Genomic DNA, 16,949 nt, shown 5'->3' with positions numbered 1-16,949 from the left:
ACTAATGAAAAAACTAAAAAATGTACTATCATTTGTCCTTATGTTGGCAATCTTAGTAACAACAATGGGCCCTTTTGGAAACATTGCTAAAGCTGAATCAGAAAAAGAAGCTGTGCTTTTAGAAATTTCTGATTTAAAGGTCGATATTAAAAACGCGGTTCAAAGCGTTCAAGATATTGAACCAAAGAATGATGATGAAAAGGAACTTCTTGATAAATATCATGAAGCTGCTAAAGACATCAACAGAGAGCTTGAAATAAGCGAAGAAAAGGTAGCAGGCGCAGTAGGTATTGGGGAAGGATCTGTATATGATCTTACAACTATTCCTGTAAGAATCCAACTTCTTATTAGATTGGGTCGTGCTATTAGATTCGCAACTACAGAACTTTCTAATAAAGTTGTAGCTGCACACACTAAGATTGCAGAATATATCTTAACAGGTATACTATATGTAGTCAATCCATTTGCAAGCGAAGGACAAATCATTGAGTACATGGAAAGATTTGAAGCACTTCAAGAAGAATTACTTCAATATCCAGATCTTAGACCTGAGGACATAGCAACTATTTACAAGAAAGCTGCTTTTAGTAGAGAACTATCTGAGGCAAGAAGAGTTTACAATAGCCAAAACAGAGTAACTAAACAATTCAGAGCAAGACCACTTAAAGAGGCCATAGACGAAGGCTCAAGAATGTGGTGGAGACTAGATGTAACTTGCGGAGAACTTGATTCTCAAATTGAAAAAGTTCATGTTGAAATGGAAAAGATTACTGGACCAAAAATTAGAGTAGAAAGAATTGAATTCATGGAAGGTGAAGCTGGATACATCACAATCGATAAGAAAACAAGAATTAGACCAGTTATATTCCCTAATGAAGTAAAAAATAAAGACGTAATTATATACTCAGCTAATCCATATATTGCAAGAGTAAGTGCAGGGGAAATAATTCCTCAAAGAACAGGCTCAACAGAAATCATAGTAATTGCTAAGGATAACAACGTTCAAGGAAAATTTACATTATACGTTGTTGAACAAGGCGGATACATGGATCAAATTCCACCATTACAAGCTACAGGACAAAATTACGGATTTGAATTAGATCCAGCTCCAGGACATGACGATGAACCACCTATACAACATGACAAGACTGAAGTGAAAAGCGTTGACTTTGCTACAGATAAGATTGTTATGACAGTTGGAGAAACTTATGATTTATCAGCTCAAGCACTTGTTTATCCAGTAGAAGCTGTCAATAAATCATTATCATATACTTCTGAAAACGATACTATAGCAGACGTTGACAAAACTACAGGAATTGTAAGAGCACTTCATCCAGGTCTTATAAAAATATTTGCTGCTTCAGAAAATGGAATTATGGGATCAGTTTATGTACAAGTAAAAGAAAAAGCAAAAGAAGCTGAAATTGAAATTATAAGTGTAGAAAACACTCAAAGAAGAGCCGGCATATTTACTATAGAAGTAGAAGCTTTAAAAAATGGAAGAGGATACAACGGTTATATGACTGTTGAAGTTACTTCTGGAGATAAGACTTTAACAAAGAAAGTATATATGAACCAAGGAAAAGGTAGAGTTAAATTTAACGGATTTGAATTCTATGTTTGGTTAAAAAACTTCCACGCAAAAGTTACAATAAAAGATCAAGTAAGAGAACTAGATTTCTCATATAGATAGTCTATAATTGAAAGGAGACAAAATAATGAAAAAATTAATGTCAATTTTCTTAGCATTAATATTAATGTTTAATACAGTGTTAGGAACAGTTGCGCAAGCACAAATAATTAATGATGACGAAGAAGTTATCGAAGACGGCGACATCGAAATCGATGTAAATGATTTAGAAGTTTATAAAAGACAAGTTCAAGCTATAAGAGACGATGCAAAAGATATCACTCCATATAATGATACTCACAAAGAAATGATTAAGAATTTCAATGAAAAAACTGATGAATTAGAACTAAATATTGAAAATTCTTGCTCACCTGAAGCCGTTGGCGGAATTGGTATGGGATTCTCACAAATCTATGATTTATCTTCAATTCCTCAAAGACTTATGCTAGTTGGAAGACTATGTGTAGCAATGAGATTTGCAACAACAACACTAAGATATAAAGTTGACCAAGCACATGTAGAAATTGCTGAATATGTATTCCAAGGTTTAGTAATTGCAGTAAGCCCATTCCACACAGTTGACGATATGAAGGCTTATATGGCTGAATTTGAAGCTTTAAAAGCAAAACTTATAGGATATCCAGATTTAACAAACAACGATACAGCTAACCTTTATGTTAGAAGCGATCTTGATCATAAGCTAGTTAAAGCAAGAGCACTTTACAGAACAGACCTTAAAGAAGCTCCTAAGTATGTTTTAGATGACCTAAATAAAGTTATAAGAGAAGTTACTTCTATAAGACTTAGACCACAATCAACAGTTAGAGAAATCTACGAAGCATCAGATATGCTAGATGCAGCAGTAGGTAAAGCAATTGCACAATTGCAAAGTGACCACAGAATTACTTCAACTGAAAAGAAAGATCTTAGAGAACACAGAAACCTTGCGAGAAAAGCAAGAAGACATGGGGACAAGAGAAAAGAATTAGGAGATGCTATAGATGCAGCAAGTAAGTTACTTCTTCAATCAAGAGCATCATCAAGACAAGTACAAGAAATGATTGATACAATCAGAATGCTTCTTGACATGGGTCCTAGAAACTAGTTAATAGTTTTAATAATATTTAATAGCAATTATATGAGAGAGTCTTATATTTTATTATATAGGCTCTCTTTAATTTTGCATTCAATTTGCACATCGAAAATTGTTAAGTCCATGCACCAAGAGAACGAGTGTTAGCGATGTTCGATTGACTATGCATGCCTAATGCCAGAGTTTACAAAGAGACGGAGCATAGCGAACGTCGATTTGATTAAACTTACGGCTTTCCTTTGCTTGCTATTATATATATAATAGGAAGACAAAAAAGCTGTGAGAATTTTTTCTCACAGCTTTCATTTTTTATAGTCTGTTTATTTTTTATTGATTAGGCTCGCTTGATTTTAAATATTCATTATAAATATTACTTTATTCACTAACTTTTCTCTAATTACCCTGGATTCTACTATGACCATGGGACTTCGCAGAGCAAGCGAGTTCAAGGGCTCACTTGAATGTGAACTTATATACCAAAGATCACTTTAAAAGTAGTTCCTTCGCCGACAGTACTATTAACATCAATCGATCCACCCATATCTTCCACAATATGTTTCACTATGGATAGACCAAGGCCTGTTGAGTTTGTATTTCTATTTCTTCCTTTATCGACCATGTAGAAGCGCTCGAATATACGAGGGATTTCGTCTTTCTCAAGGCCGATGCCTGTGTCTGAAATTTTGCTTATGATATTGTCCCCGCGCCTTTCGACGGATATTGTGATTTTTCCGCCATCTTTATTGTACTTGATAGCGTTTGAAATTAGGTTTCTGTAAAGCTCTGAAAGCATGCCAAGCGGCACATTTTTCTTAAGACCTTCTTCAATATGGCTCTCGACTGTTAAGTTCTTCGCGTCGATTTTGCCTTTATATAGCTCTAATATATTGTCTATGGTGTCTTTAATCGAAACTTCTTCCTCGCTCTTTAGCTGTGGTCTTTCGTCTAGCTTCGATATCATGATGATGTTATCGATCAAGCGCAGCATTTGACCTGCTTCGTCAAAGATGATGCCGGAGAACTTCTTGATGTCTTCTTCCTTAACCATGCCGTTCTTAATTAGCTCGGCGTAGCCTGATATCGATGTCAATGGGCTCTTTAGCTCGTGTGAAACGTTCGCGGAGAATTCGCGTCTTAGCTTTTCGGCCTTTTTCTCGTCGTTTACGTCCAGAACTAGCATGATGATGCCTGTAAGGGCATTGCCATTCTCAATTGGTGAAAGATATATCTTTAGGTTGTCTTCGTCGACCATGATCTCGAAGCTCGATGATTTGTGCGTTTGAATCAAATCATTTAGTCTAGTCGAAACCTCTTGGCTCCTTGTTAGCCTAACGACGTCCATGCCCGTATAATCTGTTTGCATATTTGACTTAAATAGCTTCTTTGATGCGTCGTTGAGCTGAACGACCTTTAGATCAGTATCTATAAGCACCAAGCCTTCGTTCATGTTCCTAAGTATCTCATTTACTGTTGATTCCTTAGTTTCAAGGCTTTCTATATATCCTTTGATGTCTTTATTTTTTCTCTCTATAGTCCTTATGAATGGACTTAATTCGTCGTATACATCTATCTTAGCTGTATTGAAATCGTCTCTGTGTAAGTGTTCTGCAGCGTAATCGATAGGCAAAAGCAGTTTGTCTACTAGTTTTTTGTTGATTAGTAAAAGCACTAGGATGAGTAGAATTGACATAAGTAGTATTAGTGGAACTACTTTCATAAATGATCCAAGTATTGATTCTGTTTGCTTTGATAGCCTTATTACATTGCCGTCACTCATTAAACTAGCGTAGTAGTATGTGTCCTTATTAAGTGTGTTGGATAGTCTCACGTCTTTGCCGACGTCGCCAGCTAAGGCTTCTTTAATCTCTTTTCTAGCCGCATGGTTCTCCATAGTCGATGGGTCAGAGAAGTTGTCATAGATGACTGTACCACTTGGATCTACTACAGTTGCGCGGATATTGTTACTAAATGTGCCGACCTTTTCTATGCTCTCTACATCCATTTGCGAAGCGAGTTTCAATTCGTCTTGAAGGTCTCTAAGATCGTTTGCGCTTGTATTTTTATATGTTATAAAAACTGTTAGCGAGACAGATATTAATATTGCTAGAAAAAAGCAAATGGCGTAGGTGATGTTTAATTTTTTCTTCACTTTTCGTCACCAACCTTGTAGCCAAGGCTTCTGATAGTCTTGATAATGCCTTGATACGGCTCAATCTTGGACCTGATCGAGGCGATGTGAACGTCAACGGTTCTTGTCTCTCCTTCAAAATCGTAGCCCCAGATCTTCTCTATAATCCTGTCTCTTGTTAGGACGATATTTGGGTTTGATAGTAAAAAGTATAGTAGCTCAAACTCTTTATAAGTAAGGGAGATGGGCTCGCCATCGACTGTTGCGGTTCTTTTATCGTAGTCGAGTCTGATGCCGGCGTAGTCAAGTATGTCGCCCGCATTGACTTTACTGCGTCTAAGAAGGGCTCTGACCCTTGCCAAGAGCTCAAGTACGCTAAATGGCTTTGTGATGTAGTCATCGGCGCCTCTATCAAGCCCAGTAATCTTGTCAAACTCAGTAGTCTTAGCTGTTAGCATAATTACGGGGATGTTCTTTAGTGCGGCATCCCTTTTCATTTGATCAAGTATTTCAAGTCCGCTCGTGCCAGGTAGCATGATGTCGAGCATAACTAGCGTTGGCACTTCTTTTTTCACTCTTGCGAAGAACTCATCAGCATTTTCAAAGCCTTCAGCCTTGTAATTTTCATTGTGCAGTGCATATAGGACTAGGTCCCTAATGCTCCTGTCGTCTTCAACTATATATATCATAGCTCCTCCTACTCATAGTGCTTAGAAGTGATTGAAAATACGCTCCAGTCCGCGATAGATTCAGCATTGTCGCCGATTCTTTCGAAGTACTTCGCAATTTGTATGATGTCTATAAGCCTTAAAGCGTCCTCTTTGCTCTCGCCAATCTTGTCAACGACCTCGTTCATTATGTGGTGGAATAAAGCGTCGATCTTGTCGTCAGAGGCGATGACCTTGTAGCTCTCTTCCAAATCGCCTGTGATAAAGGCGTCAATCGCGCTCTTTAACATCTTCTTAGTCGATAGGCACATATCCAAAATCTCTTCAGTGAAGTCCTCGCCGATGCTTACAAAATTAAATAAGCCAGTGATTTCAATGACATGGTCGCCGATCTTTTCAACGCTTCTGATGATATTTAAAGTAGACGAAACAAACCTTAAATCCTTCGCAACCGGTTGTTGAGTCGACATGATCTTAAGACAAAGAGTCTCGATGTTTCTGCCAAACTCACGGATCTCGTCCTCTTTGTTCGCGATCTCATTAAGCTGATCCTTGATCTCAGCGCCTTCCGCAGCCATCTCTATAGTCACCTTCATGTCCATCAGCATCTTTTCAACGATAGCACTATATAAAATGATTTCATTCTTTAAATTTTCTAATTCATTAATGTATCTTGTTCTTACCATGATTATACCCCTTTTTTAACCGAATCTACCAGTGATATAGTCTTCAGTCTTTTTATTTTTTGGATTTTGGAAAATGGTGCTCGTTACATCTGATTCGATGATTTCGCCTTCAAAGAAGAAGGAGCAGTAGTCCGATATACGACCCGCTTGTTGCATGTTGTGAGTCACGATGACGATGGTGTAGCGGTCCTTAAGTGAGTCGCATAATTCTTCGATTTTCGATGTCGATATTGGGTCAAGAGCCGATGTTGGTTCGTCCATTAACAAAACTTCCGGTTCAACAGCTAGCGCCCTTGCTATGCAAAGCCTTTGTTGTTGGCCACCAGATATTTGCAGAGCGTTTCTCTTTAGTTTATCCTTTACTTCGTCCCAAAGAGCCGCACCTTGCAGTGACCTTTCTACGATGATGTCAAGGTCCTTTTTCTTCTTGATTCCGTGAACACGAGGACCATAGGCAATGTTATCGTAGATAGACATGCTAAATGGGTTTGGTTGTTGAAAAACCATGCCGACCCTCTTACGAAGCTCGTTAACATCAACTTTTGGAGCGTAGATGTCCTCGCCATCCAAAGTGATTTCGCCAGTGATTTTTACTCCATCGACAAGATCATTCATTCTATTTAAACTCTTTAATAGTGTTGATTTACCACAGCCAGATGGGCCAATGAAAGCCGTGATTTTATTCTCCGGCATATCCATAGACACATTCTTTAGCGCCTGAAAATCACCATAAAAGAGGTCAACGTTTTTAACTTCAATTTTATTCATTATTTCATAACCTTTCTTGATAATTTTGTTGAAAGCATATTGATAATTACAACTACAATCAGTAAAACAAAGGCAGTTGCAAAACTTGCTTCAACGTGGAAGCCCTCGTCACTTAGTACGTACATGTGTAGGGCAAGCGTTCTTCCTGATTCGTTAAGCGCCTTTGGCATGGCAGTCGCAGTACCTAGAGTGTAGATAAATGCAGCAGTTTCGCCGACGATTCTACCTATAGAAAGTATGATACCCGCCAAAATTCCGTTCATAGCTGGAGGTAAAACTACTTTGAATATCGTCGATAGCTTTCCCGCGCCTAGACCAAAGGATGCCTTTCTAAATGAGTCAGGCACAGCTAGTATCGCTTCTTCCGACGTTCTTATAATTATTGGCAGTACCATGATGATGGCGGTTAATACACAGGCCATGATCGAATATTGCATTTGCAGTTCATATACGAAAAAGATCATACCAAATAGACCGTAGATGATAGACGGGATACCTGCAAGTGACTCAGTACCAAGCCTAATGATCTTAACAATCTTTGAGCCTTTCTTCGAGTATTCACTTAGGTAGATGGCGCTCGCTACGCCTATAGGCACAGCAACTAGTAAAGTGAGTATAACTACTACAAGCGTTACAATTAAGCTTGGCAGCATCGATACGTTCTCAGTTGTGTACTTAAGTGCAAATAACGACGGCTTTAAATTTGGTAGACCATTGACGGAGATGTAAAGGATTATGAAGATAAGCGTCGCCAATGTGAAGTAGGCAGCGACTTTGATTAATATTTTCAAAAATTTACTCATAATTCTTTTCACTTCCTTTTATAAAGTAGAATATAGTGTTAATTACCAAAATGAAGATGAATAGGACCATGGCAGTTGCGATAAGTCCTTGTCTATGCTTTGGTGTAGCGTATGCCATCTCTATAACTATATTTGTAGTAAGTGTTCTAACCCCTTGTGTAATGGAGCCTGGGATTCTAGGCTGATTACCCGCAATTAAGTAAACAGCCATAGTTTCACCAATCGCTCTACCTATACCTAAGATGAAAGAGGAGATGATTCCGCTCTTTGCAGCAGGTACAACGACTTTAAATATGCTTATTTCTTTACTTGCGCCGAGTGCTACTGAACCTTGGAAGAAGGCTTTTGGGACGGCCCTTAATGATGCCTCGCAAATGGAGATTATAGTTGGAAGTATCATTATTCCTAGAAGTAGGGAAGCCGTTATTATATTCATGCCGTCACCGCCAAAACTTTTTCTTACAAGTGGCACAATAACTACAAGGGCAAAGAAACCATATACTATTGAAGGGATGCCCGCCATTAGCTGAACAGCTGGCTCCAGTATTTTGTATGCTTTTTTATTGGAATAGAAAGCCATATATATGGCTGTAAGTAAACCTATAGGCAGACCTATGATGATCGCGCCGAGCGTTGTATACACTGAGCCAACTACCATTGACACGATACCGTAAGATGCGGGAACGTTCCTAGGAGCCCATACTTTGCCAAATAAAAATGCTTTTAGTCCGTACTCTTTTACAAAGGGAATGCCTTCAGAAAAAATGAAGTAGCATATAAGTAAAAGAGCAAAGACAGATATTAGAGAGATGACAAAGAAGAAATACTTCATGAAATTCTCTTTAAAATTTTTATTCATAATTACTCCTTATAAAATTATGGAGGGCTCAAATCTGGCCCTCCTCAAGAAATTTTGTTTTAGTCTAAATTATTTAATATCTCCCCAAGTTTTGATATCGCCTACGAAGATGCCTTTGATTTGATCAAGAGTTAAATCTTCGATTGCATTTTCATTGTTAACTATAACAGCGATACCGTCTTTAGCGATAACTATGTTATTTAATTCAGCCTTTTCTTCATCAGAAACGTCTCTTGATGCCATACCTAAATCAGCTGCACCTTCGATAGCTGCTTGGATACCAGCAGATGATCCAGTTGATTGGATTTCAATCTTAACGTCTGGATACATTTCCATGTATTTTTCAGCGAATTTTTCCATAAGTGGAGTAACAGATGTTGATCCACCAACTACAAGCTTACCTGATTGAGAATTTTGTTTGTATTCAGGAGCTGCAGTGTCAACTTGAACGTATTTGTTTTCAAGAACCATGTCTTGACCTTCTTTAGACATCATAAAGTCTACGAAGTCTTTCTTAAGTCCATCAAGTTCGCCCTTGTAAACAATGTTGAATGGTCTTGCGATCTTGTATGAACCGTCAAGAACGTCATCAGCAGTAGCTTCAACGCCTTCAACCTTAACAGCCTTAACGCTATCGTTTAAAGATCCTAAAGAGATGTAACCGATTGCGTTCTTGTCACCGTTAACAGTCATTAGCACAGCGTTAGTAGATTTTTGAACAACAGCGTCAACAGTAGTTTTGTCAACCTTAGTATCTCCGTCTTTTTCTTCGATACCAGCGATTTCGATGAAAGCTCCTCTAGTACCAGAACCGTCTTCTCTTGAGATTACAGTGATAGTTTCGTTAGAAGCTTCAGGTGCTTTTTCTTCAGTTTTTTCTTCAGTCTTTGTGTCTTCTGTTTTTGTTTCAGTAGCTGTTTCAGCTGGCTTGTCGTCACCCTTAGAGCAAGCTACTAGAGAGAATGCTAATACAAGTACTAGCAATAATGAAATTAATTTTTTTGTCATTTTTAAATAACACTCCTTTAAATGATTTTTACAAGTTGATTATAGTGGCCTTGTGTTAAGAATGTATATTAATTTTGTAAAGATTATGTAAAATATGTAAAATCACTAAATTTTTTTTGATTTTTACGAAAATGGTCTTGCGAATGTAAAATAAACTTTACAAATGGAGGCGATATGAACGGAAAGTAATTGTACATCGAAAATTGTTTTCCTTCGCTTGCACATCGAAAAGATAGTTCCATGCAGCTTAGTTCAACAAATTGACAATTGCTAAGCTTGTCCGACTATAAATCCATATTCGTTACGCTACGCTTCACTAGATGGATTTATGGCCGTCGTCCTTCGCAAAGCAATTGAAGCAATTTGTCTCAATGCGCTGCTTTTGGAACATATCTTTTCTCACTAATAGCAATTTATTCCGAAGGCTGCGCTCGTGAAAATCAATTTTCTAAAAAGTCATAGTTCAATAAAAACACATTTAGCAAAAGTCGTTTTGCGTGTAAAACGTTTTTTCAATTAATATCTCTTTGCCTATATATAATAGGAAGAGAAGTATATATATAGGAAGAGAATTATAAGTAAAAAAATCAATCGCTCGTCATATACCATTTGCACGGCGTATACCATCTGCCCGCCATTTGCCAAACAAAATCAACTGAAGGGGCAAGGCCATGCGCGTGGCGAGGGCTATTACTCATAAAATATTTTCCAAGTTCTTGAATTTTATTCTATTATCGGGTATAATAAAGGGTGAAGTAATTTAAAGAAGGTGAAGATATGGGATTATTCTCAAAAATATTTGGCTCTACTTCTGATAGGGCTATTAAAAAGAACAAATCACAAGTTGAAGAGGTTATGGCTTTGGAGGATGAATACTCTAAGCTATCGGACGAGGAATTAAAGGATAATACTAATAAATTAAAGGAAAGACTTAAGGGCGGCGAAACGCTTGATGACATTTTGCCGGAGGCGTTTGCGACTGTTAGGGAAGCTTCTAAGAGGGTTCTAGGCATGACGCCATACAGGGTGCAAGTCGAAGGCGGCATCATTTTGCATCAAGGCCGCATCGCTGAGATGAAAACTGGTGAAGGTAAGACTTTGGTTGAGACTATGCCGGCTTACTTAAATGCGCTTGAGGGCAAGGGTGTACACATCGTTACTGTAAACGACTACCTTGCTAAGCGTGACAGGGACTGGATGGGCAAGGTTTTTGAATATCTTGGTCTATCTGTCGGCTGCATTGTGCACGACATGCCTAAGGAAGATAGGAAAATAGCTTACGCATCTGACATAACTTATGGTACTAACAATGAATTCGGTTTCGACTACTTAAGGGACAACATGGTTATCTACAAGGAAAATATGGTGCAAAGGGAGCTAAACTACGCGATTGTCGACGAAGTGGACTCTATTTTAATAGATGAGGCGAGAACGCCTTTAATCATTTCTGGTCAAGGTGACAAATCTACTGATCTTTATGAGCTTGCAAAGACTTTTGTATCGCGTCTATCGGTCAGAATTCAAGACCCTGACGAGCACGTGGACCCTCTTGACAGGTTTGTTAAGCAAGAGGAAGAGGAGGAAGAGACTAAGGACTACGTTGTCAACGAAAAGGACCGTTCTGTGCTATTAACAGAGCTTGGAACTAAGAAGGCGGAGGAATTTTTCAAGGTTGAAAACCTCTCTGACATTGAGAATATGGAGATCATTCACCATATTAATCAAGCGATGAAGGCTAGAAGTCTTATGAAGAAGGACAAGGACTATGTTGTGAAAGATGGCGAGATCATCATCGTTGACGAGTTTACTGGCCGTTTGATGTTTGGTAGACGCTACTCGGATGGTCTACATCAAGCAATTGAGGCGAAGGAAGGCCTTGAGGTTAGGAGCGAGTCGAAGACTTTGGCGACTATAACTTTCCAAAACTACTTTAGAATGTACAAGAAACTTTCGGGTATGACTGGTACTGCAAAGACTGAAGAAGAGGAATTTCAAGACATCTACCACATGGACGTTATTGAGATACCGACTAACAAGCCGGTTATTAGACAAGACAATCCTGACGAGATTTATAGGACTGAGGCTGAGAAATTCGGCGCTGTTATTGATGATATCAAGGCTAGACACGCTACTGGACAACCGGTTCTAGTCGGAACTATATCCATAGAAAAGTCGGAAGAACTATCGAAACTACTTAAAAAGACTGGCATCAAGCATGAGGTCTTGAACGCGAAGTTCCACGACAAAGAAGCGGAAATAGTTGCTCAAGCGGGCCGTTTGGGTCAAGTTACGATAGCGACTAACATGGCGGGCCGTGGTACCGACATCATCTTAGGCGGTAACCCTGAGTTTATGGCAAAGCAAGCGATGAGAAGAAAGGGTCTATCTGAGGAAGAGATGGCTCAAGTTGACTCGCATGAAGACACTAAGGATGCTGAAATACTAAAGAATAGAAAAGAATACGACGAATACGTTGAACAATATAAGAAGGAACTTCAAGAGGAAAAGGCTAAGGTTATTGATGCAGGCGGCTTACACATCATCGGTACTGAAAGACACGAGTCAAGACGTATCGACAATCAACTCCGTGGTCGTGCCGGCAGACAAGGTGACCCCGGTTCATCGACATTCTATATATCTGCTGAAGACGACTTGATGCGTCTATTTGGCGGCGACAGATTTAAAAACGCCATCGACATGATGAAGATGCCTGAGGGCGACTCGATAAAATCACCAGTATTGACAAGGCTGATTGAGTCGGCTCAAAGAAAGGTCGAAGGAAACAACTACGGTATCAGAAAGCACGTTCTTAAGTACGATGATGTAATGAACAAGCAAAGGGAAGTCATCTACGCTGAGAGAAAGAAACTCCTTGAAGGCGCTGATTTTAGGGACAATATCACTGCCATGATCAAGGATGTCATAGCGGGTTTTGTAAATACCATGACTTTTGAAAAAGAAGACTGTGGCGACTGGGACTTCAAGAGCTTATTCATGCACCTTAAGGCCATTTTCGATATAGATATAGAAGATATTGATGGTCTAAACACTAAGGACATTCTCAAGGATGAGCTAATTGACATGCTTACAGAGCACGCGCTTAAAAAATACGAAGCGAAGGAAAATGAATTTACTCCTGAAAAGTTCAGAGAGATAGAGAGAATCGTGCTTCTACAAGTTGTTGACGACAAGTGGATGGATCACATCGACGCGATGGATCAGTTGAAGCAAGGCATTGGACTTAGGTCCATGGCGCAAGAGGACCCTGCTAGGGCCTACGCAATTGAAGGCTTTGACATGTTCGAGGCGATGAATGAAGCGATCAAGGAAGACACTTTAAGGATTTTATTCCACGTTGAAGATCCAAGCAAGGTTAAGAGAAGAGAGCAAAATAAGAATATAAAGGAAGGTTTTGAAGGCGCGGGTTCTGACGAAAAGAAGAAGCCATACGTTAGAAAAACTAAAAAAGTTGGCAGGAACGATCCTTGCCCATGTGGAAGCGGCAAGAAGTACAAAAACTGCTGTGGAAGGAATGAGTAATGAAGACATTACAAGAGTATAAGGAAGATTACGCGAATTTTAATGAGAGATACATCAAGTTAGGGGACTATCTTTGACGCTGATGGTCTAAGAGAGACTAAGACGAAGCTTGAGAGGAAGATGGCCGAGCCGTCATTCTGGGACGACAAGGACAAGGCAGATAAGGTAATAGACGAGCTTAAAGACGTTACTACGCCTCTAAATAGCTACGAGGAGATAGGATCAAATCTTGAGGACATGGCTGTCTACATCGAGCTCTACGAAGAGGAAAGGCCTGATAATTACAAGGCTCTACATGATTTGGCGGAGTCAATAGACAAGGCGCTCGAAGAACTCAAGGTGAGGACGCTACTTGACGGCGAATATGACAAGAATGGCGCGGTCGTATCGATACACGCAGGTACTGGCGGCACCGACGCTCAAGACTGGGCGGAGATGCTCTACCGCATGTACACGAGATGGGCAGCCGATCACGAGTATAAACTTGAGTGTATCGACTATCTAGCGGACACCGAGGGCGGCATAAGAAGTGTTTATTTCAAGGTTTTAGGTGCCTACGCCTATGGCTTTTTAAAGGCGGAGCGCGGGGTTCACAGACTTGTTAGGATATCGCCCTTCGACGCGCAAAAGAAGAGGCACACAAGCTTTGCCTCGGTCGACGTCTTCCCTGATATAGATGAAAATATTGTTATAGATATAAAGGAAGAGGATTTAAAGATAGACTACTACCGCTCACAAGGCGCTGGCGGCCAATCCGTCAACACCACTGATTCAGCGGTTCGTATCACGCACATACCGACTGGCGTGGTCGCAACTTGCCAAAACGAAAGGAGCCAAAAGCAAAACAAAGAGGTAGCCCTTCGTATTTTGTACGGCAAGCTTGTTCAGCTGAAGGAAGAGGAGCGCAAAAAGACCATAGATGAGCTTACGGGCGACTACTCACAGATTGCGTGGGGCTCGCAAATCCGCTCCTACATCTTCAATCCATACATGCTTGTCAAGGACCATAGGACAGATGTAGAGAATTTCGAAGTGCAAAAAGTCATTGACGGCGACATCGACAAGTTTATATACGCCTACCTTGATCACGTGAGGGAGGCGTAATATGAGAGAAGTACTGAAAACACTGGATGATACAAGGCGCGCCGCCGAGCGTATAGCGAAGAAAATTGATATAGGCGACATAATTCTTTTAAAAGGGGAAATGGGTGCCGGCAAAACGACCATCACCAAGACCATAGTCAAGGCGCTTGGTTCAGATGACTACGTAACAAGCCCGACATTTGCCATAATGAACGTTTATAAGGCAGAGGGCATGGCGATATACCACTTTGACTTATATAGACTGACAAAGTCCATGGACATAGATACGCTTGGACTTGATGACTACCTATACGATGGTGGCGCAGTGAGCCTAATTGAGTGGCCTGAAGCGATTGAGAATGAGTTCAAAGACGCGAAAAAGATAAGCCTAATTAAGGACGGCGAGAGCCGAATTTTAGAAACGAATTTTGATTATTAGAGGTAATATGAAGATTTTAAGTTTAGACAGTTCAAGTAGATATATAAGCGCGGCGCTTGCAGTTGACGGCGTTGTGAGAGGAGAGTTCAACGTTTCATACGACAGAAGCGCCTCCGAAAAGCTTGCCCTTATGGCCAAGGAGATTTTAGACATCTTTGGTCTAAAAGTGGACGAGATCGATGCCTTTGCTGTTTCGAAGGGACCCGGTTCTTTCACAGGACTTAGGATAGCAGCCGCCATGATTAAGGCCTTTAGCTTTAAGGACGAGAAGCCCATTTATACCGTATCTTCGCTTAAGGCGATGAGCTATCGCTACAAAGGGCTTAAATACATAATTCCAGCGATTGATGCGAGACGCGATAGAGCCTTCGCGGCGCTTTATAGCTACGAAAATCAATTTGAGCTCATGAACGAAGAGCGCATATACACTTTGGATGAGCTAATTAGCCTCGTTAATGGACTTGACGGCACTGTCATTATGCCGGGCGATTTCTATGGAAAATACAAGGAAAAGTTCGGTGCGAATGTCATAGCGGGCGTCTATAGAGAGAACGAACCCATTGCAAAGGAAGTCCTTGACTACGTTATAGACCATATTGATGAGATGGAAGCTGAAGATAGATACGGCGCGATACCTATTTACATGAAGTCATCGCAAGCTGAGGAAGATAAAAAGTGATTAGACGGGCAGAGCCTAATGACGCGGTGGCCATTTACGAAATTTTGTCAAAGACAGATGATCCTTGGACCATGGGCGTAGTGGGGAGCGAGCTAAAAAGCGATAGCTCTAAGGCCTTTGTATACGTGGACGAAACGGGAGCCGTAGGAGGCTTTGTAGACATCAAAATTCTCTATGACGAGGCAGATTTGATGCATATAGCTGTTTCGGAAGAGCTGAGAGGCCAGGGTATAGGAGCAAAGCTATTAGCCCAGGCGATTGAGGTAGCCGAAGGCAAAGCCATTGCCCTAGAAGTTCGGGAAAGCAATTTTAAAGCGATAAGCTTATACGAAAAATACGATTTTAAAAAGGAAAGCGTCCGCAAAAACTATTACCATGGTGAAGATGCGGCGATTATGTGGAGGAGAAAGTGAAACATTTAGCGATAGAAAGTTCATGCGATGAGACATCGATCGCCATATTGGACGACTTGGAAGTTTTGTCGAATGTCATAGCAACGCAAATAGCAACGCACAGAGAATTCGGGGGCGTAGTGCCTGAAATTGCGTCAAGAATGCACATCGAGGCGATCTCGGCAGTTTTGGAAGAGGCACTCACTGAGGCAAAAACTGACTTATCCGAAATCGAATTCATCTCTGTAACGAGGGGACCGGGACTGATCGGAGCCCTTTTAGTTGGCGTCTCATTCGCGAAGGCCTTAGCGATGTCAATGGATGTGCCGATAGTGCCAGTAAATCACATGAAGGGCCACATCGCAGCAAATTACATAACGACAGATGGTTTGAAGCCGCCGTTTGTTTCGCTAGTCGTTTCGGGCGGCCACACTTACCTTGTAAATATGAAGGACTACTACGACTATGATTTAGTCGGAAGGACACTTGATGACGCAGCGGGCGAATCCTTTGACAAGGTCGCCAGAGCCTTGGGACTACCGTACCCGGGTGGACCAGAGATAGAGAAACTCGCTAAGGAAGGAAATCCAGATGCCATCGAGCTTCCACGAGTTATGATGAAGTCGGGCGACTACAACTTTAGTTTCTCGGGACTAAAAACAGCGGTCCTAAATTATCTTCATAACGAAGAGCAAAGGGGACGCGAAGTGAATAAGGCCGACGTCGCAGCCTCATTCCAAAAAGCCGCAGTTGATGTACTCGCAAAGAAGGCAGTTGATTTGAAAGACGAGCTCGGCTACGACAAGATAGTACTTGCGGGCGGCGTATCGAATAATAAGGCCCTACGTGAGGCGCTAGCTAAGGAAGAGAAGGCACATGGCTTTAAGCTGTATTACCCGAAGGCAGTTTATACGACAGATAATGCCGCGATGATTGGGGCGCAAGGATATTTGGAATATGTTAATGGATGTCGGGGGTTGGATCTTGCTTTTGAGGTTGATCCAAATCTGGGACTATAGAATAATTATTATATAGAGAGCGTTTTGCTCTCTTTTTTGTTATTTTGCATTCGATTTGCGATCTTGGCTAGTTTCGAATTCTTTTGTCGCTGCGACGTATATTCATACGACTCACTCCAAAAAAATTCTGTACTACGCCAATCTCAGCATAGCG

At 40.6% G+C, this 16,949-nt stretch carries 15 protein-coding genes; 8 read left to right on the top strand and 7 right to left on the bottom strand.

Annotation, left to right across the window (positions count from 1 at the left end; translation table 11 throughout):
* The first annotated feature begins 4 nt into the window (after window positions 1-4).
* Window positions 5-1,693 carry a CAMP factor family pore-forming toxin gene (locus Q0E71_RS00245; RefSeq protein WP_294794058.1) on the top strand — a complete coding sequence of 563 codons (1,689 nt, stop codon included), beginning with the start codon at window positions 5-7 and terminating at the stop codon, window positions 1,691-1,693.
* A 25-nt stretch (window positions 1,694-1,718) separates the two neighbouring features.
* On the top strand, window positions 1,719-2,735 hold the full coding sequence (locus Q0E71_RS00240; protein WP_294794056.1) for a CAMP factor family pore-forming toxin: 1,017 nt from the start codon (window positions 1,719-1,721) through the stop codon (window positions 2,733-2,735).
* A 457-nt stretch (window positions 2,736-3,192) separates the two neighbouring features.
* On the opposite strand, the gene Q0E71_RS00235 is transcribed toward Q0E71_RS00240, so the two are convergent.
* From Q0E71_RS00235 to Q0E71_RS00205, 7 genes are all read right to left on the bottom strand, one after another.
* Window positions 3,193-4,872, bottom strand: coding sequence for an ATP-binding protein (locus Q0E71_RS00235; protein ID WP_294794054.1), 1,680 nt, complete (start codon window positions 4,870-4,872; stop codon window positions 3,193-3,195).
* Window positions 4,869-5,540: a response regulator gene (locus Q0E71_RS00230; protein WP_294794052.1), complete on the bottom strand. Its 672-nt coding sequence runs from the start codon at window positions 5,538-5,540 to the stop codon at window positions 4,869-4,871. Before Q0E71_RS00230 ends, Q0E71_RS00235 begins: the two co-directional genes overlap by 4 nt.
* Window positions 5,541-5,548: 8 nt before the next feature.
* On the bottom strand, window positions 5,549-6,205 hold the full coding sequence (gene phoU / locus Q0E71_RS00225) for a phosphate signaling complex protein PhoU (RefSeq protein ID WP_294794050.1): 657 nt from the start codon (window positions 6,203-6,205) through the stop codon (window positions 5,549-5,551).
* 15 nt (window positions 6,206-6,220) lie between these two features.
* Window positions 6,221-6,973: a phosphate ABC transporter ATP-binding protein PstB gene (gene pstB, locus Q0E71_RS00220; protein ID WP_294794048.1), complete on the bottom strand. Its 753-nt coding sequence runs from the start codon at window positions 6,971-6,973 to the stop codon at window positions 6,221-6,223.
* Entirely contained in the window at window positions 6,973-7,776 is an 804-nt protein-coding gene (pstA, locus tag Q0E71_RS00215; protein WP_294794045.1) for a phosphate ABC transporter permease PstA, read from the bottom strand. Before pstA ends, pstB begins: the two co-directional genes overlap by 1 nt.
* Window positions 7,769-8,635, bottom strand: a complete 867-nt coding sequence (gene pstC, locus Q0E71_RS00210; RefSeq protein ID WP_294794043.1) for a phosphate ABC transporter permease subunit PstC — start codon at window positions 8,633-8,635, stop codon at window positions 7,769-7,771. The genes pstA and pstC overlap by 8 nt, the downstream gene beginning before the upstream one ends.
* A gap of 69 nt (window positions 8,636-8,704) precedes the next feature.
* On the bottom strand, window positions 8,705-9,643 hold the full coding sequence (locus Q0E71_RS00205) for a substrate-binding domain-containing protein (protein ID WP_294794041.1): 939 nt from the start codon (window positions 9,641-9,643) through the stop codon (window positions 8,705-8,707).
* Window positions 9,644-10,420: 777 nt separating this feature from the next.
* Here Q0E71_RS00205 and secA point away from each other — a divergent pair.
* The 6 genes from secA (at window position 10,421) to tsaD (ending at window position 16,795) form a co-directional block, all read left to right on the top strand.
* A complete protein-coding gene (gene secA, locus Q0E71_RS00200) occupies window positions 10,421-13,183 on the top strand; it encodes a preprotein translocase subunit SecA (protein WP_294794038.1) in 2,763 nt (920 codons plus the stop codon).
* Window positions 13,183-14,287 (top strand): peptide chain release factor 2 gene (prfB, locus tag Q0E71_RS00195; RefSeq protein WP_294794036.1). Its coding sequence is split into 2 segments (ribosomal slippage): window positions 13,183-13,257 and window positions 13,259-14,287, totalling 1,104 coding nucleotides; the frame shifts between segments, so codons are not numbered across the junction. The genes secA and prfB overlap by 1 nt, the downstream gene beginning before the upstream one ends.
* Before the next feature lies 1 nt (window position 14,288).
* Window positions 14,289-14,705: a tRNA (adenosine(37)-N6)-threonylcarbamoyltransferase complex ATPase subunit type 1 TsaE gene (tsaE, locus tag Q0E71_RS00190; protein WP_294794034.1), complete on the top strand. Its 417-nt coding sequence runs from the start codon at window positions 14,289-14,291 to the stop codon at window positions 14,703-14,705.
* A gap of 7 nt (window positions 14,706-14,712) precedes the next feature.
* Window positions 14,713-15,384 carry a tRNA (adenosine(37)-N6)-threonylcarbamoyltransferase complex dimerization subunit type 1 TsaB gene (gene tsaB / locus Q0E71_RS00185; protein WP_294794031.1) on the top strand — a complete coding sequence of 224 codons (672 nt, stop codon included), beginning with the start codon at window positions 14,713-14,715 and terminating at the stop codon, window positions 15,382-15,384.
* On the top strand, window positions 15,381-15,797 hold the full coding sequence (gene rimI, locus Q0E71_RS00180) for a ribosomal protein S18-alanine N-acetyltransferase (RefSeq protein ID WP_294794029.1): 417 nt from the start codon (window positions 15,381-15,383) through the stop codon (window positions 15,795-15,797). The genes tsaB and rimI overlap by 4 nt, the downstream gene beginning before the upstream one ends.
* Window positions 15,782-16,795 carry a tRNA (adenosine(37)-N6)-threonylcarbamoyltransferase complex transferase subunit TsaD gene (gene tsaD / locus Q0E71_RS00175; protein WP_294794027.1) on the top strand — a complete coding sequence of 338 codons (1,014 nt, stop codon included), beginning with the start codon at window positions 15,782-15,784 and terminating at the stop codon, window positions 16,793-16,795. The genes rimI and tsaD overlap by 16 nt, the downstream gene beginning before the upstream one ends.
* Window positions 16,796-16,949: the final 154 nt, after the last annotated feature.

Origin of the sequence: uncultured Fenollaria sp., from assembly GCF_934202865.1 — a bacterium.
Taxonomy (GTDB): Bacteria; Bacillota; Clostridia; order Tissierellales; family Peptoniphilaceae; genus Fenollaria.
Note: the sequence above shows the minus strand (reverse complement) of the source record. Positions and strands in the feature narration are given on the sequence as shown.

Excerpts from the sequence above, each read along its gene's own strand:
- Q0E71_RS00245 (WP_294794058.1), top strand. The coding sequence starts at position 5 with ATGAAAAAACTAAAAAATGTACTATCATTTGTCCTTATGTTGGCAATC.
- Q0E71_RS00240 (WP_294794056.1), top strand. The coding sequence starts at position 1,719 with ATGAAAAAATTAATGTCAATTTTCTTAGCATTAATATTAATGTTTAAT.
- Q0E71_RS00230 (WP_294794052.1), bottom strand. The coding sequence starts at position 5,540 with ATGATATATATAGTTGAAGACGACAGGAGCATTAGGGACCTAGTCCTA.
- phoU (WP_294794050.1), bottom strand. The coding sequence starts at position 6,205 with ATGGTAAGAACAAGATACATTAATGAATTAGAAAATTTAAAGAATGAA.
- pstB (WP_294794048.1), bottom strand. The coding sequence starts at position 6,973 with ATGAATAAAATTGAAGTTAAAAACGTTGACCTCTTTTATGGTGATTTT.
- pstA (WP_294794045.1), bottom strand. The coding sequence starts at position 7,776 with ATGAGTAAATTTTTGAAAATATTAATCAAAGTCGCTGCCTACTTCACA.
- pstC (WP_294794043.1), bottom strand. The coding sequence starts at position 8,635 with ATGAATAAAAATTTTAAAGAGAATTTCATGAAGTATTTCTTCTTTGTC.
- Q0E71_RS00205 (WP_294794041.1), bottom strand. The coding sequence starts at position 9,643 with ATGACAAAAAAATTAATTTCATTATTGCTAGTACTTGTATTAGCATTC.
- secA (WP_294794038.1), top strand. The coding sequence starts at position 10,421 with ATGGGATTATTCTCAAAAATATTTGGCTCTACTTCTGATAGGGCTATT.
- tsaE (WP_294794034.1), top strand. The coding sequence starts at position 14,289 with ATGAGAGAAGTACTGAAAACACTGGATGATACAAGGCGCGCCGCCGAG.
- tsaB (WP_294794031.1), top strand. The coding sequence starts at position 14,713 with ATGAAGATTTTAAGTTTAGACAGTTCAAGTAGATATATAAGCGCGGCG.